At 66.1% G+C, this 19,388-nt stretch carries 26 protein-coding genes; all 26 read right to left on the bottom strand.

Annotated features, from left to right (window positions below):
* Nucleotides 1–122 precede the first annotated feature (122 nt).
* The 26 genes from rplO to ACFSKW_RS07455 all read right to left on the bottom strand — a co-directional run bounded on the left by rplO (nucleotide 123) and on the right by ACFSKW_RS07455 (nucleotide 19,298).
* Nucleotides 123–578: a 50S ribosomal protein L15 gene (gene rplO, locus ACFSKW_RS07580; protein ID WP_379570577.1), complete on the bottom strand. Its 456-nt coding sequence runs from the start codon at nucleotides 576–578 to the stop codon at nucleotides 123–125.
* A 2-nt stretch (nucleotides 579–580) separates the two neighbouring features.
* A complete protein-coding gene (gene rpmD, locus ACFSKW_RS07575) occupies nucleotides 581–763 on the bottom strand; it encodes a 50S ribosomal protein L30 (RefSeq protein WP_020542293.1) in 183 nt (60 codons plus the stop codon).
* A gap of 2 nt (nucleotides 764–765) precedes the next feature.
* Nucleotides 766–1,398, bottom strand: coding sequence for a 30S ribosomal protein S5 (gene rpsE / locus ACFSKW_RS07570; protein ID WP_354906473.1), 633 nt, complete (start codon nucleotides 1,396–1,398; stop codon nucleotides 766–768).
* Nucleotides 1,399–1,423: 25 nt separating this feature from the next.
* Nucleotides 1,424–1,807 carry a 50S ribosomal protein L18 gene (rplR, locus tag ACFSKW_RS07565; protein ID WP_379570574.1) on the bottom strand — a complete coding sequence of 128 codons (384 nt, stop codon included), beginning with the start codon at nucleotides 1,805–1,807 and terminating at the stop codon, nucleotides 1,424–1,426.
* A gap of 2 nt (nucleotides 1,808–1,809) precedes the next feature.
* Nucleotides 1,810–2,352 carry a 50S ribosomal protein L6 gene (rplF, locus tag ACFSKW_RS07560; protein WP_379570572.1) on the bottom strand — a complete coding sequence of 181 codons (543 nt, stop codon included), beginning with the start codon at nucleotides 2,350–2,352 and terminating at the stop codon, nucleotides 1,810–1,812.
* 18 nt (nucleotides 2,353–2,370) lie between these two features.
* Nucleotides 2,371–2,769, bottom strand: a complete 399-nt coding sequence (rpsH, locus tag ACFSKW_RS07555; RefSeq protein WP_157252527.1) for a 30S ribosomal protein S8 — start codon at nucleotides 2,767–2,769, stop codon at nucleotides 2,371–2,373.
* Between the two features lie 226 nt (nucleotides 2,770–2,995).
* Nucleotides 2,996–3,181 carry a type Z 30S ribosomal protein S14 gene (locus ACFSKW_RS07550; RefSeq protein WP_358143244.1) on the bottom strand — a complete coding sequence of 62 codons (186 nt, stop codon included), beginning with the start codon at nucleotides 3,179–3,181 and terminating at the stop codon, nucleotides 2,996–2,998.
* A gap of 2 nt (nucleotides 3,182–3,183) precedes the next feature.
* Nucleotides 3,184–3,759 carry a 50S ribosomal protein L5 gene (gene rplE / locus ACFSKW_RS07545; protein WP_358143246.1) on the bottom strand — a complete coding sequence of 192 codons (576 nt, stop codon included), beginning with the start codon at nucleotides 3,757–3,759 and terminating at the stop codon, nucleotides 3,184–3,186.
* On the bottom strand, nucleotides 3,759–4,046 hold the full coding sequence (gene rplX / locus ACFSKW_RS07540) for a 50S ribosomal protein L24 (RefSeq protein WP_379571499.1): 288 nt from the start codon (nucleotides 4,044–4,046) through the stop codon (nucleotides 3,759–3,761). The genes rplE and rplX overlap by 1 nt, the downstream gene beginning before the upstream one ends.
* A gap of 8 nt (nucleotides 4,047–4,054) precedes the next feature.
* Nucleotides 4,055–4,426, bottom strand: a complete 372-nt coding sequence (gene rplN, locus ACFSKW_RS07535) for a 50S ribosomal protein L14 (protein ID WP_043623452.1) — start codon at nucleotides 4,424–4,426, stop codon at nucleotides 4,055–4,057.
* A 230-nt stretch (nucleotides 4,427–4,656) separates the two neighbouring features.
* Nucleotides 4,657–4,932: a 30S ribosomal protein S17 gene (gene rpsQ, locus ACFSKW_RS07530; protein WP_379570568.1), complete on the bottom strand. Its 276-nt coding sequence runs from the start codon at nucleotides 4,930–4,932 to the stop codon at nucleotides 4,657–4,659.
* Nucleotides 4,925–5,161 (bottom strand): 50S ribosomal protein L29, encoded by a 237-nt coding sequence (rpmC, locus tag ACFSKW_RS07525; protein WP_379570566.1) that lies wholly within the window; start codon nucleotides 5,159–5,161, stop codon nucleotides 4,925–4,927. Before rpmC ends, rpsQ begins: the two co-directional genes overlap by 8 nt.
* On the bottom strand, nucleotides 5,161–5,580 hold the full coding sequence (rplP, locus tag ACFSKW_RS07520; protein ID WP_379570564.1) for a 50S ribosomal protein L16: 420 nt from the start codon (nucleotides 5,578–5,580) through the stop codon (nucleotides 5,161–5,163). Before rplP ends, rpmC begins: the two co-directional genes overlap by 1 nt.
* 2 nt (nucleotides 5,581–5,582) lie before the next feature.
* Nucleotides 5,583–6,428, bottom strand: coding sequence for a 30S ribosomal protein S3 (gene rpsC / locus ACFSKW_RS07515; protein WP_379570562.1), 846 nt, complete (start codon nucleotides 6,426–6,428; stop codon nucleotides 5,583–5,585).
* Nucleotides 6,428–6,781 carry a 50S ribosomal protein L22 gene (gene rplV / locus ACFSKW_RS07510; protein WP_192779597.1) on the bottom strand — a complete coding sequence of 118 codons (354 nt, stop codon included), beginning with the start codon at nucleotides 6,779–6,781 and terminating at the stop codon, nucleotides 6,428–6,430. The genes rpsC and rplV overlap by 1 nt, the downstream gene beginning before the upstream one ends.
* Nucleotides 6,782–6,812: 31 nt before the next feature.
* Nucleotides 6,813–7,091, bottom strand: coding sequence for a 30S ribosomal protein S19 (rpsS, locus tag ACFSKW_RS07505; protein WP_179819692.1), 279 nt, complete (start codon nucleotides 7,089–7,091; stop codon nucleotides 6,813–6,815).
* An 11-nt stretch (nucleotides 7,092–7,102) separates the two neighbouring features.
* Nucleotides 7,103–7,939 carry a 50S ribosomal protein L2 gene (gene rplB, locus ACFSKW_RS07500; RefSeq protein ID WP_379570559.1) on the bottom strand — a complete coding sequence of 279 codons (837 nt, stop codon included), beginning with the start codon at nucleotides 7,937–7,939 and terminating at the stop codon, nucleotides 7,103–7,105.
* A gap of 194 nt (nucleotides 7,940–8,133) precedes the next feature.
* The gene (rplW, locus tag ACFSKW_RS07495; protein ID WP_379570557.1) at nucleotides 8,134–8,436 is read right to left on the bottom strand and encodes a 50S ribosomal protein L23; all 303 of its coding nucleotides are present in this window, start codon (nucleotides 8,434–8,436) and stop codon (nucleotides 8,134–8,136) included.
* Nucleotides 8,436–9,083, bottom strand: a complete 648-nt coding sequence (rplD, locus tag ACFSKW_RS07490; RefSeq protein ID WP_379570555.1) for a 50S ribosomal protein L4 — start codon at nucleotides 9,081–9,083, stop codon at nucleotides 8,436–8,438. The genes rplW and rplD overlap by 1 nt, the downstream gene beginning before the upstream one ends.
* Complete coding sequence (gene rplC / locus ACFSKW_RS07485; protein WP_354906485.1) at nucleotides 9,080–9,733, bottom strand: 50S ribosomal protein L3; 654 nt, start codon at nucleotides 9,731–9,733, stop codon at nucleotides 9,080–9,082. Before rplC ends, rplD begins: the two co-directional genes overlap by 4 nt.
* A gap of 14 nt (nucleotides 9,734–9,747) precedes the next feature.
* The gene (gene rpsJ, locus ACFSKW_RS07480) at nucleotides 9,748–10,056 is read right to left on the bottom strand and encodes a 30S ribosomal protein S10 (RefSeq protein ID WP_012887830.1); all 309 of its coding nucleotides are present in this window, start codon (nucleotides 10,054–10,056) and stop codon (nucleotides 9,748–9,750) included.
* Nucleotides 10,057–10,314: 258 nt separating this feature from the next.
* Nucleotides 10,315–11,508 carry an elongation factor Tu gene (tuf, locus tag ACFSKW_RS07475; protein ID WP_379570553.1) on the bottom strand — a complete coding sequence of 398 codons (1,194 nt, stop codon included), beginning with the start codon at nucleotides 11,506–11,508 and terminating at the stop codon, nucleotides 10,315–10,317.
* Nucleotides 11,509–11,787: 279 nt separating this feature from the next.
* Nucleotides 11,788–13,836 (bottom strand): elongation factor G, encoded by a 2,049-nt coding sequence (fusA, locus tag ACFSKW_RS07470; RefSeq protein WP_379571497.1) that lies wholly within the window; start codon nucleotides 13,834–13,836, stop codon nucleotides 11,788–11,790.
* An 87-nt stretch (nucleotides 13,837–13,923) separates the two neighbouring features.
* On the bottom strand, nucleotides 13,924–14,394 hold the full coding sequence (gene rpsG, locus ACFSKW_RS07465; protein ID WP_358143269.1) for a 30S ribosomal protein S7: 471 nt from the start codon (nucleotides 14,392–14,394) through the stop codon (nucleotides 13,924–13,926).
* A 2-nt stretch (nucleotides 14,395–14,396) separates the two neighbouring features.
* Nucleotides 14,397–14,768 carry a 30S ribosomal protein S12 gene (gene rpsL, locus ACFSKW_RS07460; RefSeq protein WP_183650908.1) on the bottom strand — a complete coding sequence of 124 codons (372 nt, stop codon included), beginning with the start codon at nucleotides 14,766–14,768 and terminating at the stop codon, nucleotides 14,397–14,399.
* Nucleotides 14,769–15,419: 651 nt separating this feature from the next.
* Complete coding sequence (locus ACFSKW_RS07455; protein WP_379570550.1) at nucleotides 15,420–19,298, bottom strand: DNA-directed RNA polymerase subunit beta'; 3,879 nt, start codon at nucleotides 19,296–19,298, stop codon at nucleotides 15,420–15,422.
* Between the last annotated feature and the right edge of the window lie 90 nt (nucleotides 19,299–19,388).

The raw sequence follows: 19,388 nt of genomic DNA, 5'->3' as shown, positions 1-19,388 counted from the left end.
GATCAGCCATCTGAGTCTCAAGGTCAGGCGTCGAGCAGGACAGAACCCTGCCGTCTCGCGAACTCTAACGCACTACAGGCACGGGAGCCCATTGTCAGGACCCCCGTGCCTCGTAATGACACTTACAGCTCGGTAACGGACCCACCGGCCGCGGCGATCTTCTCCTTGGCGGAACCCGAGAAGGCGTGAGCCTGCACGTTCACCGCGACGGAGATCTCACCGGTGCCGAGGACCTTGACCGGCTGGTTCTTGCGGACAGCGCCCCTGGCGACCAGCGTCTCGACGGTGACATCGCCACCCTCGGGGAACAGCTCACCGATCTTGTCCAGGTTGACGACCTGGTAGGTCGTCTTGAACAGGGCGTTGGAGAAGCCCTTGTACTTCGGCAGACGGCGCTGCAGCGGCACCTGGCCACCCTCGAAACCGAGAGGAACCTTGTTCCGCGCCGTCGTGCCCTTGGTACCACGACCAGCGGTCTTGCCCTTGGACGCCTCGCCGCGACCCTTGCGGATCTTTGCCTTGTTGGCGCCCTTGGCCGGCCGCAGGTCGTGAATCTTCAGCGGAGCCTTGTCAGTCATGACTAGTCGACCTCTTCCACCTCGACGAGGTGCGTCACCACGGCGACCATCCCACGGATCTCGGGACGGTCCTCCTTGACGACGACATCGCCGATTCGCTTCAGGCCAAGCGAACGCAGCGAGTCACGCTGGTTCTGCTTGCCACCGATCTTCGAGCGAACCTGAGTGATCTTCAGGCGTGCCATGACTAGCTCACCGCCTTAGCCGCCGCAGCGGCCTCGGCGAGGCCCTCGGCGCGAGCCTTGAGCATCGCCGTCGGAGCGACGTCCTCGATCGCCAGACCACGGCGGGCGGCGATCGCCTCGGGCGTGGACAGGCCCTTCAGCGCGGCCACCGTGGCGTGCACGATGTTGATCGGGTTGTCCGAGCCGAGCGACTTGGACAGGACGTCGTGGATGCCGGCGCACTCCAGAACGGCGCGCACCGGACCACCGGCGATGACACCGGTACCGGCGGAGGCCGGACGCAGGAAGACGACACCGGCCGCCTCCTCACCCTGCACGGTGTGCGGGATGGTGCCCTGGATGCGGGGGACGCGGAAGAAGTGCTTCTTCGCCTCCTCGACACCCTTGGCGATGGCCGCGGGTACTTCCTTGGCCTTGCCGTAGCCGACACCGACCAGGCCGTTGCCGTCACCGACGACAACCAGGGCGGTGAAGCTGAAGCGACGACCACCCTTCACGACCTTGGCCACTCGGTTGATCTTTACGACGCGCTCGATGTACGAGACGCCCTTGTCGGCGGCGCCACCGCGGCGATCGTCACGACGGTCCCGCCGCTCGCCACCGGTGCCGCCACCGCGACGCGGAGCTGCAGCCATCAGTGGTTCCTCTTCTCAGTAGCCATTAGAACTCGAGCCCGCCTTCGCGAGCGCTGTCCGCGAGAGCCGCGATGCGACCCGCGTAGCGGTTACCGCCACGGTCGAAGACGACGGCGGTGATCCCGGCTTCCTTGGCCCGCTGAGCGAGGAGCTCGCCGACCTTCTTGGCCTTCTCGGTCTTGTCGCCCTCGGCAGTGCGCAGGCTGGCGTCCATGGTGGACGCGCTGACCAGCGTGTGGCCGACGGTGTCGTCCACGATCTGCACGAACAGGTGACGGGTCGAGCGGTTGACGACCAGACGCGGGCGCGCGGACGTACCGACGACCTTCTTGCGGACGCGGCCGTGACGGCGGGCCCGCGAGACGGTGCGAGCAGCCGTGTGCTTGCTGTACGCAGTCTTGGGAGCCATGCCTACTTACCAGCCTTTCCGACCTTGCGGCGGATAACTTCGCCCTGGTAACGCACGCCCTTGCCCTTGTAGGGGTCAGGCTTGCGCAGCTTGCGGATGTTGGCGGCGACCTCGCCGACCTTCTGCTTGTCGATGCCGTCCACGTGGAACAGGGTCGGCTTCTCGACGCGGAAGGTGATGCCCTCGGGGGCGTCCACGATCACTGGGTGGCTGAAGCCCAGAGCGAACTCCAGCTGCGTCGGGCCCTTGGCCGCGACGCGGTAACCGACGCCGACGATCTCCAGGGTCTTGGAGTAACCCTGGGTGACGCCGGACACCATGTTGGCGATCAGCGTCCGAGACAGGCCGTGCAGAGCGCGGACCTTGTTCTCGTCGTTGGGCCGGGAGACGGCGATGGTGCCGTCCTCGTCGCGAGCCACCGTGATGGGCTCAGCGACCGTGTGCGAAAGCGTGCCCTTCGGGCCCTTGACCTGGACATCCTGGCCGTCGATCGTGATGTCGACGCCGCTCGGTACAGGGATGGGCAGCCGTCCGATTCGCGACATGCTGTAGTCCTCCCCTCGTTACCAAACGTAGGCGAGGACTTCCCCGCCCACACCACGCTTGCCGGCCTGCTTGTCGGTCATGAGGCCACCGGACGTCGAGATGATCGCGACACCCAGTCCGCCCAGGACTCGAGGCAGGTTGTCCTTCTTCGCGTAAACACGCAGCCCGGGCTTGGAAACCCGGCGCAGCCCCGCGAGCGAACGCTCACGGCTCGGCCCGAACTTGAGCTCCACCACGAGGTTCTTTCCGACCTTGGCGTCCTCGACGGTCCAAGACTGGATGTAACCCTCCTGCTGGAGGATCTCGGCGATGTGCGCCTTGATCTTCGAATACGGCATGGTCACGGAGTCGTGATACGCCGAGTTCGCGTTGCGCAGACGTGTCAACATGTCTGCGATCGGGTCGGTCATCGTCATGGCCAACGGCCTTCCTCGCCGCGGTTTCCAGTCGGTGAAGCTGAGCTCTACCGGTGGACCTTCGGCGCGGTCATGGGCGCTCTGAAGAGCGCCCGGTTGATATTTCTTGTACGGCTCGGCGGGGTCGAACCCCGAAGCCTCCGCAGGACGCGCGAAACGCCCTACAGAAGGATGCCATCTCCCGCGTGGTGCTCCCCCCACGTGAAGGAGCACCCGCGGGAGGATGTCACCAGCTGGACTTGGTGATGCCCGGCAGCTCGCCCCGGTGCGCCATCTCGCGGAAGCAGATCCGGCACAGGCCGAACTTCTTGTAGACGGCGTGCGCACGCCCGCAGCGCGAGCAGCGGGTGTAGGCGCGAACCGCGAACTTCGGCTTGCGCGCCGCCTTCACCTTCAGAGACGTCTTAGCCATACTCAGGCCTCCTTGAACGGGAAACCGAGAAGCTTCAGCAGCGCCCGGCCCTCATCGTCGTTCTTCGCGGTGGTCACGACCGTGATGTCCATGCCTCGCGGACGGTCGACCTTGTCCGGGTCGACCTCGTGGAACATGACCTGCTCGGTGAGACCGAAGGTGTAGTTGCCGTTGCCGTCGAACTGCTTCGGCGACAGGCCGCGGAAGTCCCTGATGCGGGGCAGCGCCAGCGAGAGCAGACGGTCGAGGAACTCCCACATGCGGTCGCCGCGCAGCGTGACGTGCGCGCCGATCGGCATGCCCTCACGCAGCTTGAACTGCGCGATGGACTTGCGGGCCCTGACGACCGCGGGCTTCTGGCCGGTGATCGTGGTGAGGTCACGGACAGCGCCCTCGATGAGCTTCGAGTCGCGAGCCGCCTCGCCGACACCCATGTTGACCTTGATCTTGGTCAGGCCGGGCACCAGCATGATGTTCTCGATACCGAACTCGTCACGAAGCTTCGCGATGATCTCCTCGCGGTACTTCGTCTTGAGGCGCGGCGTGGGACGCTCGGTCTCAGTAGTCGTGGCAGTCATCAGTTGTCCTCACCCGACTCGTCGGCCTTGTCGGCCTTCTTGGCAGGCTTCTCGTCATCCTTGAGCTTCTTCACGTTGCTCACGTGGATGGGAGCCTCCATGGTCTCGACGCCGCCCTGCTTGGCGCCGCGAGGACCGTTGAGGTTCTCCTTCGAGTGCTTCTTGATCATGTTGACGCCCTCGACGACCACGCGGTCCTCGCGCGGGTTCGTCGAGATCACACGACCCTTGGCACCCTTGTCCTTGCCGGCGATGACCTGAACCAGGTCACCCTTCTTCACGTGCAGCTTCGCCATCACAGCACCTCCGGGGCGAGCGAGATGATGCGCATGAACTTCTTGTCGCGCAGCTCGCGGCCGACCGGGCCGAAGATACGAGTGCCGCGAGGGTCGCCGCTGTCCTTGATGATGACGGCGGCGTTCTCGTCGAAACGGATGTAGGAGCCGTCAGGACGGCGGCGCTCCTTCACCGTACGGACGACGACCGCCTTGACGACGTCGCCCTTCTTCACACCAGTGCTGCCGGGAAGAGCGTCCTTCACCGTGGCGACGATGACGTCGCCGATTCCTGCGTAGCGCCGGCCCGAGCCACCGAGAACGCGGATGCAAAGGATCTCCTTGGCACCCGTGTTGTCGGCGACCTTGAGCCGCGACTCCTGCTGAATCACGTCAACTCCTGTTGGTCTCCGCTGGTTCTCATCCCTGAGCCTGGCGGAACTCTGTGGTTTCTTGGTCCTCCGGCTACAGCCCCGAAGGGGCCGCACCGCAGGCGACGCGAGGGCTTCGTCCCGGGCGCCGTGCCCTCAGGCACGACCACCGCGCGGAGCCCCCGCGTCCTTGGACACCGTCATGGGGGGTGTCTCCACCCCCCACGAGGCGCGCATCTATGCGGAAGACCTTACTTGGCCTTCTCAAGCACCTCGACGACACGCCAGCGCTTGGTGGCGGACAGCGGCCTGGTCTCCATGAGGAGAACGCGGTCGCCGACGCCGCAGCTGTTGGCCTCGTCGTGCGCCTTGTACTTGGTCGTACGGCGGATGACCTTGCCGTACAGCGGGTGCTTCACGCGGTCCTCGACGGCGACGACGACGGTCTTGTCCATCTTGTCGCTGACGACCAGGCCCTCACGGGTCTTGCGGTAGTTCCGCGCGCTCTTCTCGGTTGCCTCAGACATCGCTCGTCTCCTTCTCGACCGTGACGATTCCGAGCTCGCGCTCGCGCATCACGGTGTAGATACGGGCGATCTCGCGGCGGACGGCGCGCAGCCGCCCGTGGCTCTCCAGCTGACCGGTCGCCGACTGGAAGCGGAGGTTGAACAGCTCCTCCTTCGCCTCCTTCAGCTTCTGAACCAGGGTGTCCTGGTCCTCGAGCCGCAGCTCTCCGGCGGTCAGGCCCTTAGCCATCACGCCTCACCCACTTCACGCTTAACAATCTTGCACTTCATCGGAAGCTTGTGGATCGCACGCGTCAGCGCCTCGCGAGCCACGGGCTCGGCGACACCGGACAGCTCGAACATCACGCGACCAGGCTTGACGTTCGCGATCCACCACTCCGGCGAACCCTTACCGGAACCCATGCGGGTCTCGGCGGGCTTCTTGGTGAGCGGACGGTCGGGGTAGATGTTGATCCACACCTTGCCGCCACGGCGGATGTGACGGGTCATGGCGATACGAGCCGACTCGATCTGGCGGTTGGTCACGTAGGAGTGCTCAATCGCCTGAATGCCGAACTCGCCGAACACGACCCTGGTGCCGCCCTTGGCGGCTCCGCTGCGGTCGGGCCGGTGCTGCTTGCGGTGCTTGACCCTGCGCGGGATCAGCATGGTCAGCTCCCTTCAGCACCCGGCTGCGCAGCCGGGCCGGTCTCGGGGGCAGCCTGCGAGGCCGCCTCAGTCCTGGGGGCACGGTCTCCACGGCCGCCACCGCGGCGAGCGCCACCGGCGCCACCACCACGACGGGGACGGTCGCCGCCACCGCGACGGTCGTCGCGGTCACGACGCTGGCCGGCGCGAGCGCCGGCGGCAGCCGCCTCACGCTCGGCGCGGCTCGTCGGAGCCTCACCCTTGTAGATCCACACCTTCACGCCGATACGGCCGAAGGTGGTACGGGCCTCGTAGAAGCCGTAGTCGATGTCCGCGCGCAGCGTGTGCAGCGGCACACGACCCTCGCGGTAGAACTCCGACCTCGACATCTCGGCGCCGCCCAGACGACCGGAGCAGGCGACCCTGATGCCCTTGGCGCCGCTCTTCATGGCCGACTGCATCGCCTTGCGCATGGCGCGGCGGAAGGAGACACGGCTGGAGAGCTGCTCGGCCACGCCCTGCGCGACGAGCTGGGCGTCGATCTCGGGGTTCTTGACCTCGAGGATGTTCAGCTGGACCTGCTTCTTGGTCAGCTTCTCGAGGTCGCCACGGATACGGTCCGCCTCGGCGCCGCGGCGACCGATGACGATGCCGGGACGCGCGGTGTGGATGTCGACCTGGACGCGGTCGGTCGTACGCTCGATCTCGACCTTGGAGATGCCGGCCCGCTCCATGCCCTTCTGCAGCATGCGACGGATCGCCACGTCCTCAGCGACGTACGACTTGTACAGCTTGTCGGCGTACCACCGGCTCTTGAAGTCGGTCGTGATGCCGAGGCGGAACCCGTGCGGGTTAACCTTCTGGCCCACTATCGGGTCCTTCCCTTCGGCTCGCGGGACTCCACGATCACGGTGATGTGGCTCGTCCGCTTGTTGATCCGATAGGCGCGACCCTGGGCACGCGGACGGAACCGCTTCAGCGTCGGGCCCTCGTCGACCCACGCGCGGCTCACGACGAGCGTCTGCGGGTCGAGCTTGAAGTTGTGCTCAGCGTTCGCCATCGCGCTCGAGAGCACCTTGTAAATCGGCTCGCTAGCCGCCTGGCTGGCGAACTGCAGCACGGCCTGCGCCTCCGAAGCGGGCAGCCCGCGAATAAGGTCCACCACGCGGCGGGCCTTCTGGGGCGTGACACGGACGAACCGCGCCTGAGCCCTGGCTTCCATCGCTTACTCCTCTGATGCTTCTGAAAGGCGCTTACCGCCGGCTGCGGCGGTCTTCCTTGACGTGGCTGCGGAAGGTCCGCGTGGGCGCGAACTCACCGAGCTTGTGACCGATCATCGACTCGGTGACGAACACCGGGACGTGCTTGCGGCCGTCGTGAACGGCGATCGTGTGACCGAGCATGTCGGGAACGATCATGGAACGCCGCGACCACGTCTTGATGACGTTCTTGGTGCCCTTCTCGTTCTGGGAGTCCACCTTCTTCTGAAGGTGGTCGTCCACGAAGGGACCCTTCTTAAGGCTACGTGGCATTTCGGCTGCTCCTACCGCTTCTTCCTCTTGGACCGACGGCGGATGATCAGCCTGTCGCTGGCCTTGTTCGCCTGACGGGTACGGCCCTCGGGCTTGCCCTTGGGGTTGACCGGGTGGCGACCACCGGAGGTCTTACCCTCACCACCACCGTGCGGGTGGTCGACGGGGTTCATCGCCACACCACGGACGGTCGGGCGCTTGCCCTTCCACCGCATACGGCCGGCCTTACCCCAGTTGATGTTGGCCTGCTCGGCGTTGCCGACCTGGCCGACCGTCGCGCGGCAGCGCACGTCGACCATGCGCATTTCGCCGGAAGGCATACGCAGCGTGGCGTACTGGCCCTCCTTGGCGAGCAGCTGGATCTGCGCGCCGGCGGAACGGCCGAGCTTGGCGCCGCCGCCCGGACGGAGCTCCACCGCGTGGATGAAGGTACCGGTCGGGATGTTGCGCAGCGGCAGGCAGTTGCCAGGCTTGATGTCGGCCGAGGGGCCGTTCTCGATCCTGTCGCCCTGCTTGAGGCCGGTCGGCGCGATGATGTAGCGCTTCTCGCCGTCGGCGTAGTGCAGCAGCGCGATGTTGGCGGTGCGGTTGGGGTCGTACTCGATGTGAGCGACCTTCGCCGGAATGCCATCCTTGTCGTGCCTGCGGAAGTCGATGATCCGGTAGGCGCGCTTGTGTCCACCACCCTGGTGGCGAGCGGTGACCCGGCCGTGGACGTTACGGCCACCCTTGCTGTGAAGGGGAGCAAGCAGCGACTTCTCCGGCGTGCTGCGGGTGATCTCGGAGAAGTCCGAGACACTCGAGCCGCGGCGACCCGGAGTCGTCGGCTTGTACTTACGGATGCCCATCTTTTTCGTTCATCCTTCGTCGGTTACATGGGTGAGCCCGCCGTGCTTTCGCACGGCGGTCTCATCCCCCGCGGGCCGTACGGCCCGCGCTTACTTACTAATGAGAAACGTGCGATGTGGGCCGCCATCGCCTGCCTGTGCGAGCACCGACCAGTTCCGGCGGCCTGACGAGCATGTTTCTTGTTAGTTGTCGGCTAGCCGATCTGACCGAAGATGTCGATCCTGTCGCCCTCGGCCAAGCTCACGATCGCGCGCTTGGTGTCGGGACGCTTGCCGAAGCCGGCGCGGGTGCGCTTGCGCTTGCCCTGCCGGTTGATGGTGTTCACGCTGGTGACCTTGACGCCGAAGATCTGCTCAACCGCGATCTTGACCTGGGTCTTGTTCGCGGTCGTCTTCACCAGGAACGTGTACTTGTTGTTCTCATCGATCAGGCCGTAGCTCTTCTCGGAGACGACCGGCTTGATGATGATGTCGCGCGGGTCGGCGATCTTCTGCATCAGGCCTCTTCCTTCCCGCTCTTGCTCAGGCGAGCCACGACCTGGTCGTAGGCCTCCTGCGTGAAGACCACGTCGTCGTGCACGAGCACGTCGTAGGTGTTCAGCTGACCGGCGTCCAGCAGGTGGACCTCCGGCGCGTTGCGCAGGCTCAGCCAGGTGAGCTCGTCGGTCTCGTCGACCACGACCAGGACGGTCTTGGCCTCGGTGATCTTGCGCAGGGCCTCGAGGGCCGCCTTGGTCTTCGGCGTCTCGCCGGTGACCAGGCCGCTGACCACGTGCACGCGACCGCCGGTCGCCCTGTCGGAGAGGGCGCCACGCAGCGCGGCCGCCTTCATCTTCTTGGGCGTCTTCTGGGAGTAGTCACGCGGGAGCGGACCGTGGACGGTGCCACCGCCGGTGAACTGCGGCGCGCGGGTCGAACCCTGACGGGCGCGACCGGTGCCCTTCTGGCGGTAAGGCTTCTTACCGCCACCGCTGACCTCACCACGGGTCTTGGCCTTGTGCGTGCCCTGCCGGCGAGCGGCGAGCTGGGCCACGACGACCTGGTGGATCAGCGGGACGTTGACCTTGGCGCCGAAGATGTCTTCGGGCAGGTCGACGGAGCCGGTCTTCGCGCCGCTGGCGTCGAGGACGTCAATGCTGGTCACTTGGCAGCCCCCTTCTTTGCAGCGGTGCGGACGAGGACCAGGCTGCCGTTGGCGCCGGGGATCGCACCCTTGATCAGGATGAGGCCCTTCTCGGCGTCCACGGCGTGAACCTTGAGGCTCTGCACGGTGGTGCGGACGTTACCCATCCGACCGGCCATGCGGAGACCCTTGAAAACGCGGCCCGGGGTGGCGCAGCCACCGATGGAACCCGGCGAACGGTGCTTGCGCTGCGTACCGTGCGAAGCACCCAGACCACCGAAGCCGTGCCGCTTCATGACACCGGCGAAGCCCTTGCCCTTGCTCTTGCCCGTCACGTCGACGAACTGGCCGGCCTCGAAGGTGTCGGCCAGCAGCTCCTGGCCGAGGGTGTAGTCGCTCGCGTCGTCGGTGCGGATCTCCGCAAAGTAACGGCGCGGGGTGATGTCGTGCTTACGCAGGTAGTCGCCGAGCGGCTTGTTGACCTTCCGGGGGTCGACCTGCCCGAAGCCGAGCTGGATGGCGGAGTAGCCGTCCTTGTCGGCGGTGCGGACCCTGGTCACCACGCACGGACCGGCCTCGACCACGGTCACCGGAACCATCCGGTTGTCCGCGTCGAAGACCTGGGTCATGCCGAGCTTCTTGCCCAGGACGCCCTTGATCGTCTTAGCCATGTCAGTGCGTTCCCTCAGAGCTTGATCGAAATGTCGACGCCGGCGGGGAGGTCGAGTCGCATGAGCGAGTCGACCGTCTTCGGCGTCGGGTCGATGATGTCAATCAGCCGCTTGTGCGTGCGCATCTCGAAGTGCTCGCGGCTGTCCTTGTACTTGTGCGGCGAGCGGATGACGCAGTACACGTTCTTCTCGGTCGGCAGCGGCACCGGGCCCGCGACCTTCGCGCCAGTCCGCGTCACCGTCTCGACGATCTTCTTGGCCGAGCTGTCGATGACCTCGTGGTCATAGGCCTTAAGCCGGATGCGGATCTTCTGTCCCGCCATAGTGGCCTCGGTGTCCTTCGCTGTCGTCTGAAAAAGTATCGTGCGGCCTGTTGCCGCTATTGGTACGGGCGGAGACCGCCCGCTGACCCCACGTAGCAGACGTAATCGATCTGCGACTTTCTTCCGTGATCCGGCAGTTACTTCGGTCACGTTGCCGAAGCCACTGCGAGATCACGGTGGTGCGTGGAGCCGGTGGTGCTCAGTTCGCGGATCGGCGGTCGGCCCCTTCCCGGGCCGACCGCCGCCCCAGCGGTCGTGCTACTTGAGGATCTTCGTCACGCGACCGGCGCCGACGGTGCGGCCGCCCTCACGGATCGCGAACTTCAGACCGTCCTCCATGGCGATGGGCTGGATCAGCTCAACGCGCATCTCGGTGTTGTCGCCCGGCATGACCATCTCGGTGCCCTCGGGGAGGTTCACCACACCGGTCACGTCCGTCGTACGGAAGTAGAACTGCGGGCGGTAGTTGTTGAAGAACGGCGTGTGGCGGCCGCCCTCGTCCTTGCTCAGGATGTAGACCTGGGCCTCGAACTCGGTGTGCGGGGTGGTCGTGCCCGGCTTGATGATGCACTGGCCGCGCTCGACGTCCTCACGCTTGATGCCACGCAGGAGCAGACCGACGTTGTCACCGGCCTGGCCCTCGTCGAGCAGCTTGCGGAACATCTCGACGCCGGTGACCGTGGTGGTGGTCTTCTCCGTACGGATGCCGATGATGTCGACCGTCTCGTTGACCTTGACGACACCGCGCTCGATACGGCCGGTGACGACGGTGCCACGACCGGTGATCGAGAAGACGTCCTCGATCGGCATCAGGAACGGCTTGTCGGTGTCACGCTGCGGCTCGGGGACGTTCTCGTCGACAGCGGTCATCAGCTCGATGATGCTGTCGCCCCACTTCTGGTCGCCCTCGAGGGCCTTCAGAGCGGAGACGCGAACGACGGGCAGGTCGTCGCCGGGGAACTCCTGAGCGGACAGGAGCTCACGAACCTCGAGCTCGACGAGCTCCAGGATCTCCTCGTCGTCGACCATGTCGGCCTTGTTGAGGGCCACGACGATGTAGGGGACGCCGACCTGGCGGGCCAGGAGGACGTGCTCCTTCGTCTGCGGCATCGGGCCGTCAGTGGCGGCGACCACGAGGATCGCGCCGTCCATCTGAGCGGCACCGGTGATCATGTTCTTCACGTAGTCGGCGTGACCGGGGCAGTCCACGTGAGCGTAGTGGCGCTTCTCGGTCTGGTACTCGACGTGCGCGATGGAGATCGTGATACCACGAGCCTTCTCCTCGGGCGCCTTGTCGATCTTGTCGAACGGGGTCGCCTCGTTAAGCTCGGGGTAACGCTCGTGGAGCACCTTGGTGATCGCCGCGGTCAGAGTGGTCTTGCCGTGGTCGATGTGCCCAATGGTGCCGATGTTCACGTGCGGCTTAGTCCGCTCGAACTTGGCCTTAGCCACTGGTTCTCTCCTTAGAGAATCTGACTGACTTACTTCACACTCGGGCCCGGGGTTTAACCCGGCCCCTGGGCGGTGGGCGGCTCGTCACCGCTCCACCAGGGCCACCGGGGTGTCCCGGACCTCTCCAGCGGCAGGACCGCGGGCGAGTCTCCGGGCGCATCGCCCCGGCCCTCCGGCAGAGGGAACAAGCCCTCTGCCATCGGACGCCGGGGACTTACTCGCCCCGGGCCCCTTTGGCAGATGGGCGATCCCCGCCCTCCTGCCATCGGGACTCGGGAGTTATTCGCCCCGGGCCTTCGCGACGATCTCCTTGGCGATGCCCGGAGGCACTTCCGCGTAGGAGTCGAACTGCATGCTGTAGCTCGCCCGGCCCTGTGTACGGCTGCGCAGGTCACCCACGTAGCCGAACATCTCGGACAGCGGAACGAGCGCGGCGATGACACGGGCGCCAGCGCGCTCGTCCATCGACTGGATCTGCCCGCGGCGACCGTTGAGGTCACCGATGACGTCACCCATGTAGTCCTCGGGCGTGGTGACCTCAACGGCCATCATCGGCTCGAGGAGCACGGCGTCGGCCTTGCGAGCGGCCTCCTTGAAGGCCATCGAGCCGGCGATCTTGAAGGCCATTTCGGAGGAGTCGACGTCGTGCGCCGCACCGTCGGTCAGCGTCACCTTCACGCCCACCATCGGGTAGCCGGCCAGCACGCCGAACTCGGCCGCCTCCTGGGCGCCCGCGTCGACCGAGGGGATGTACTCCCTCGGGACACGACCACCCGAGACCTTGTTCTGGAACTCGTAGCCGTCGTTGCCGTCGCCCAGCGGCTCCAGGTCGATGATGACCCGCGCGAACTGACCGGAACCACCGGTCTGCTTCTTGTGGGTGTAGTCGACCTTCTCCACCTTGCGGCGGATGGTCTCGCGGTAGGCGACCTGCGGGCGGCCGACGTTGGCCTCGACCTTGAACTCGCGACGCATACGGTCGACGAGGATCTCGAGGTGAAGCTCGCCCATGCCCCAGATGACCGTCTGACCGGTCTCCTCGTCACGGCGGACCTGGAAGGACGGGTCCTCCTCGGCCAGACGCTGGATGGCGGTGCCGAGCTTCTCCTGGTCGCCCTTGGTCTTGGGCTCGATCGCGACGTTGATGACCGGGGCCGGGAACGTCATCGACTCGAGCACGACCTGGTTGGCCGAGTCGGAGAGCGTGTCACCCGTGGTGGTGTCCTTCAGACCCATCACGGCGACGATCTGACCAGCGTGCGCGGACGGGCGCTCCTCGCGCTTGTTCGCGTGCATCTGGTAGATCTTGCCGATCCGCTCCTTCTTGCCCTTCACCGAGTTGATGACACCGGTGCCGGTCTCGAGCGTGCCCGAGTAGATGCGGATGTAGGTCAGACGACCCAGGTGCTGGTCGCTCATGATCTTGAAGGCGAGCGCGGAGAAAGGCTCCGAGACGTCCGCGTGACGCTCGACGACCTCGTCCTCGTTGTTGACCGCGTGGCCCTTGAAGGCCGGGATGTCGGTCGGGGCGGGGAGGTAGGCCACGATCGCGTCGAGCAGGGGCTGAACGCCCTTGTTCTTGAACGCGGTGCCGGTCAGGACCGGGTTGATGGCGCTGGACAGCGTGGCGCGGCGGATGGCCGCGACCAGCTGCTCCTCGGTGGGCTCGTTGCCCTCGAGGAAGAGCTCCATCAGCTCGTCGTCGTTCTCGGCGACGGTCTCGACCAGCTTCTCGCGCCACTCACGAGCAGCGTCGGCGTACTCGGCCGGGATGTCGACGGTGTCGTACATCTCGCCCTTGGCAGCCTCTTCGCTCCAGAGCAGACCCTTCATCTTCACCAGGTCGATGACGCCCTTGAAACCGGACTCGACGCCCCAGGGAAGCTGGATGACAGCCGGGGTCGCGCCCAGGCGGCTGATCATCATGTCGACGCAGCGGTGGAACTCCGCGCCGACGCGGTCCATCTTGTTCACGAAGCAGATGCGCGGCACGCCATAGCGGTCAGCCTGGCGCCACACCGTCTCCGACTGCGGCTCGACACCGGCGACACCGTCGAACACGGCGACGGCACCGTCGAGGACGCGGAGCGAGCGCTCCACCTCGATGGTGAAGTCGACGTGACCAGGAGTGTCGATGATGTTGATGGTGTGGTCGAGCCACTCACAGGTCGTCGCGGCAGACGTGATCGTGATGCCGCGCTCCTGCTCCTGCTCCATCCAGTCCATCGTGGCAGCGCCCTCGTGGACTTCACCGATCTTGTAGTTGATGCCGGTGTAGAACAGGATGCGCTCGGTCGTGGTGGTCTTGCCCGCGTCGATGTGGGCCATGATCCCGATATTGCGGATCTTGGCCAGGTCAAGAGCGGTCGTGGTGGCCACTTCTCTCGCGTCCTCGTCGTCTCGTCGAACCCGCTGTTACCAGCGGTAGTGGGCGAAGGCCTTGTTGGACTCGGCCATCTTGTGGGTGTCCTCGCGCTTCTTGACACTCGCCCCGAGGCCGTTGCTGGCGTCCAGGAGCTCGTTCATGAGGCGCTCGGTCATGGTCTTCTCGCGGCGGGCGCGGGAGTACTGCACCAGCCACCGCAGGGCCAGGGTGGTGCTGCGCGCGGCGCGCACCTCGACCGGCACCTGGTAGGTCGCGCCACCGACACGGCGGCTGCGGACCTCGAGAGTGGGCTTGACGTTGTCGAGGGCGCGCTTCAGCGTGACGACGGGGTCGTTGCCCGTCTTGTCCTTGCAGCCCTCGAGGGCCCCGTAGACGATCGACTGCGCGATGGAGCGCTTGCCGTCCAGGAGGACCTTGTTGATCAGAGCGGTCACCAGCGGCGAGCTGTAAACCGGGTCAGCCATGAGCTGACGACGGCCAGGAGAACCCTTGCGAGGCATGGTTACTTCTCCCTCTTCGTGCCGTAGCGGCTGCGGGCCTGCTTGCGGTTACGGACGCCCTGGGTGTCGAGCGAGCCACGGATGATCTTGTAGCGAACACCCGGCAGGTCCTTCACACGACCGCCACGCACGAGCACGATGGAGTGCTCCTGCAGGTTGTGACCCACACCGGGGATGTAGGCCGTGACCTCGATGCCGTTGGTGAGCCGAACACGGGCCACCTTGCGCAGTGCCGAGTTGGGCTTCTTGGGAGTCGTGGTGTAGACGCGCTGGCAAGTGCCGCGGCGCTGCGGGCTCCCCTTGAGGGCAGGAGTCTTGGTCTTGGTGACCTTGTCCTGCCGGCCCTTGCGGACCAACTGCTGAATAGTGGGCACTGCCACTCCGTTCGTGCCTTGGCCGGTGATACGTCAGGTTGAGCGTTTCGCAGGTGCTGCCGGTGTCATGACCTGCTAGTTTTCCCCTCCCGCCGACCCACGCGGTCGGGCGTGTCGCGCTCTACCGAGCCACGAGCCCCTGCGCAGTCGCACGCCGGAGAGGGACCATGCCGCGCCGCCTGTCGGAGCGCATGCATGAGGGCCCGTGAACACACGGGCACGAAGGGCAAGACTACCCAGCCCAGCGCAGCACGTCAAAACGACTGCGACCCGGTCACTGTTGATGCGACCGTACATTCGTGCCGTGGTCCTATCAGACCCTCGTCTAGCTTACCCGCATCCCCCGAGTTCTCCGGCCCTTCTGCGCCACACGATTTCCCCTTCTGTACGGCAAGCCCGCGTCGTGGCCTACCGTTTCGGCGGCCGGCCACGCGCGCTCGGTGACGCGTATCCCTGGACGGAGCCCTGCCACGCGCCTCGGGTGGGGCGTGGCGGGGCGTGCCGTACGGACCGGACAGCGGATCAGCCGCCGGTGACATCTTCGGGAACGTTCACGGCGCAGGTGACGCTTGCGGAAACTGACGGGAAAAACGGGAGCGCCCCGCACCCTGTCGTGAGACAGGACGCGGGGCGCTCCGACGAGCTGATCGCCTACCGGTTGTACTGACCGAAGTCGTACTCCTCCAGCGGCACGGCCTCGCCGCTGCCGGTGCCGAAGGTGTAGTCCGCGGCCGAGCCGTCGTACCCGCCGACGGTGTACATCGCGGCCTTGGCCTCCTCGGTCGGCTCGACCCTGATGTTGCGGTACTGGGGCATGCCCGTACCGGCCGGGATGAGCTTACCGATGATGACGTTCTCCTTCAGGCCCAGGAGCGAGTCGGACTTGGCGTGGATCGCCGCGTCCGTCAGGACCCTGGTCGTCTCCTGGAAGGAGGCCGCCGACAGCCACGACTCGGTGGCGAGCGAGGCCTTCGTGATGCCCATGAGGACCGGACGGCCGGAGGCGGGGCTGCCACCCTCGGCGACGGTCTCGCGGTTCATCTGCTCGAAGCGCGGACGCTCGACGAGCTCACCGGGCAGCAGGTCGGTCTCGCCGGACTCGAGCACGTTGACGCGCTTGAGCATCTGCCGAACGATGATCTCGATGTGCTTGTCGTGGATCGACACACCCTGCGAGCGGTAGACCTGCTGGACCTCGGCCACCAGGTGCAGCTGCACCGCACGCGGGCCGAGGATGCGCAGCACCTCGTTCGGGTTGACCGCACCGGCGATGAGCTGGGTGCCCACCGACACGTGCTGGCCGTCCTGCACGAGCAGGCGCGAACGCATCGACACCGGGTAGGCGACCTCCTCCGACCCGTCGTCGGGGACGATCACGATCTTGCGGGTCTTGTCGGTCTCGTCGATGCGGACCCTGCCCTCGGCCTCGGAGATCGGGGCGACACCCTTGGGGATGCGGGCCTCGAACAGCTCCTGGACACGGGGCAGACCGTGGGTGATGTCGGCGCCCGCCACACCACCGGTGTGGAAGGTACGCATCGTCAGCTGGGTGCCGGGCTCACCGATCGACTGGGCGGCGATGATGCCGACCGCCTCGCCGACGTCGACGAGCTTGCCGGTGGCCAGCGAGCGGCCGTAGCAGGTCGCGCAGACACCGATCTTGGCCTCGCACACCAGCGCGCTGCGGGTGCGGACCGTCTCGATGCCGGCCTCGACCAGCGCCGTGACGTGGTTGTCGTTGATGTCGACACCCGCCGAGGCGATGACCTTGCCGTCGACCTCGACGTCCTCGGCCAGGATGCGGCCGTGGACGTTGGACTCGGCGTTCTCCGCCTTGACCAGGTTGCCGGCCGAGTCGCGCTCACCGACGTGCAGCGGGACCGCGCGGTCGGTGCCGCAGTCGATCTCGCGCACGATGACGTCCTGCGCGACGTCCACCAGACGACGGGTCAGGTAACCCGAGTCGGCGGTACGCAGGGCGGTGTCGGCCAGACCCTTCCGCTGACCGTGGGTGGAGATGAAGTACTCCAGAACCGACAGGCCCTCACGGAAGGAGGCCTTGATCGGCCGGGGGATCGTCTCACCCTTGGTGTTGGACACCAGGCCACGGATACCGGCGATCTGACGCACCTGCATCTTGTTACCGCGGGCGCCGGAGTTGACCATCATCCAGACCGGGTTCGTCGCGGGGAAGGCGTTGACCATGTCGGTCTCGACGTCCGCCGTGGCGTGGGTCCAGATCTCGATGAGCTCCTGACGGCGCTCCTCGTCGGTGATCAGACCGCGCTCGTACTCACGCTGGACCTTGTCGGCCCTGCGCTCGTAGTTCTCCATGATCTCGGCCTTGTTGGGCGGCGCGACGACGTCGTCGATGGAGATCGTGACGCCGGAGCGGGTCGCCCAGCGGAAGCCCGCGTCCTTGAGCGCGTCGAGCGAGTTGGCGACTTCGACCTTGGGGTAGGTCTCGGCCAGCTCGTTGACGATCGCGGACAGCTGCTTCTTGCCGACCTGGAAGTTGACGAACGGGTAGTTCGCCGGGAGCGTCTGGTTGAACAGGCACCGGCCGAAGGTCGTCTCCAGGCGGATGGTGTCGCCCGGCTCCCAGCCCTCGGGAGCGGCCCAGCCGCGCGGCGGCTGGACGTCGCCGGCGAGCCGGATCTGGATCTTCGCCTGGATCTCCAGCTCGCTGCGGTCGAAGGCCATCTGCGCCTCGGCCACCGAGCCGAAGACCCTGCCTTCGCCCTGCGCGCCTTCCTTCTGCGTGGTCAGCCAGTAGAGGCCGATGACCATGTCCTGGGTGGGCATCGTCACGGGCTTGCCGTCGGCCGGCTTGAGGATGTTGTTGGTCGAGAGCATCAGGATGCGAGCCTCGGCCTGGGCCTCAGCCGACAGCGGCAGGTGCACGGCCATCTGGTCGCCGTCGAAGTCCGCGTTGAACGCGGTGCAGACGAGCGGGTGGATCTGGATGGCCTTGCCCTCGACCAGCTGCGGCTCGAACGCCTGGATACCCAGACGGTGGAGCGTGGGCGCACGGTTGAGCAGCACCGGGTGCTCGGTGATGACCTCTTCGAGCACGTCCCACACCACGGGGCGGGCGCGCTCGACCATGCGCTTCGCCGACTTGATGTTCTGGGCGTGGTTGAGATCGACCAGTCGCTTCATCACGAACGGCTTGAACAGCTCCAGCGCCATCTGCTTGGGCAGACCGCACTGGTGCAGCTTGAGCTGCGGGCCGACGACGATGACCGAACGGCCGGAGTAGTCGACTCGCTTGCCCAGCAGGTTCTGGCGGAAGCGGCCCTGCTTGCCCTTCAGCATGTCGCTGAGGGACTTCAGCGGACGGTTGCCGGGGCCCGTGACGGGACGACCGCGGCGGCCGTTGTCGAACAGCGCGTCGACGGCCTCCTGGAGCATCCGCTTCTCGTTGTTCACGATGATCTCGGGCGCGCCGAGGTCGAGAAGTCGCTTGAGGCGGTTGTTCCTGTTGATCACACGACGGTAGAGGTCGTTGAGGTCGGAGGTCGCGAACCTGCCACCGTCGAGCTGCACCATCGGGCGCAGGTCCGGCGGGATGACAGGGATGCAGTCGAGGACCATGCCGCGCGGCGAGTTGGTCGTGTTGAGGAACGCCGACACGACCTTGAGCCGCTTGAGGGCACGGGCCTTCTTCTGGCCCTTGCCGCTGCGGATGGTCTCGCGCAGGTTCTCGGCCTCGGCGTCGAGGTCGAAGCTGATCAGGCGCTCCTGGATCGCCTGCGCGCCCATGCCGCCCTTGAAGTAGCGGCCGAAGCGGTCGCGCATCTCGCGGTAGAGCATCTCGTCGCCCTCGAGGTCCTGGACCTTGAGGTTCTTGAAGCGGCTCCACACCTCGTCGAGACGGTCCAGCTCGCGCTGGGCCCTGTCGCGAAGCTGACGCATCTCGCGCTCGGCACCCTCGCGGACCTTACGACGCTGGTCACCCTTGGCACCCGCGGCCTCGAGCTCGGCCAGGTCGCCCTCGAGCTTCTTCTGCCTGGCCTCGATGTCGGCGTCACGGCGCTGCTCGATGTGCTGCCGCTCGACGGAGATCTTCGCCTCCAGCGACGGCAGGTCACGGTCACGCAGTTCGGTCTCGACATGCGTGATCATGTAGGCCGCGAAGTAGATGACCTTCTCCAGGTCCTTCGGGGCCAGGTCGAGCAGGTAGCCGAGGCGCGAGGGAACGCCCTTGAAGTACCAGATGTGAGTGACAGGCGCGGCCAGCTCGATGTGGCCCATCCGCTCACGACGCACCTTGGCGCGAGTGACCTCGACGCCGCAGCGCTCACAGATGATGCCCTTGAAGCGGACGCGCTTGTACTTACCGCAGTAGCACTCCCAGTCGCGGGTCGGGCCGAAGATCTTCTCGCAGAAGAGTCCGTCCTTTTCCGGCTTGAGAGTCCGGTAGTTGATGGTCTCGGGCTTCTTCACCTCGCCGTGCGACCACTGGCGGATGTCGTCGGCCGTGGCAAGGCCGATCCGGAGCTCGTCGAAGAAGTTGACGTCCAGCATGTGCTATCTCCCCCTCAGACTTCTTCCACGCTGCTCGGCTCGCGCCGCGACAGATCGATACCGAGCTCCTCGGCCGCCCTGAAGACGTCC

The sequence above is a fragment of the Nonomuraea mangrovi genome (assembly GCF_042681425.1).
Lineage (GTDB): Bacteria > Actinomycetota > Actinomycetes > Streptosporangiales > Streptosporangiaceae > Nonomuraea > Nonomuraea mangrovi.
Note: the sequence above shows the minus strand (reverse complement) of the source record. Positions and strands in the feature narration are given on the sequence as shown.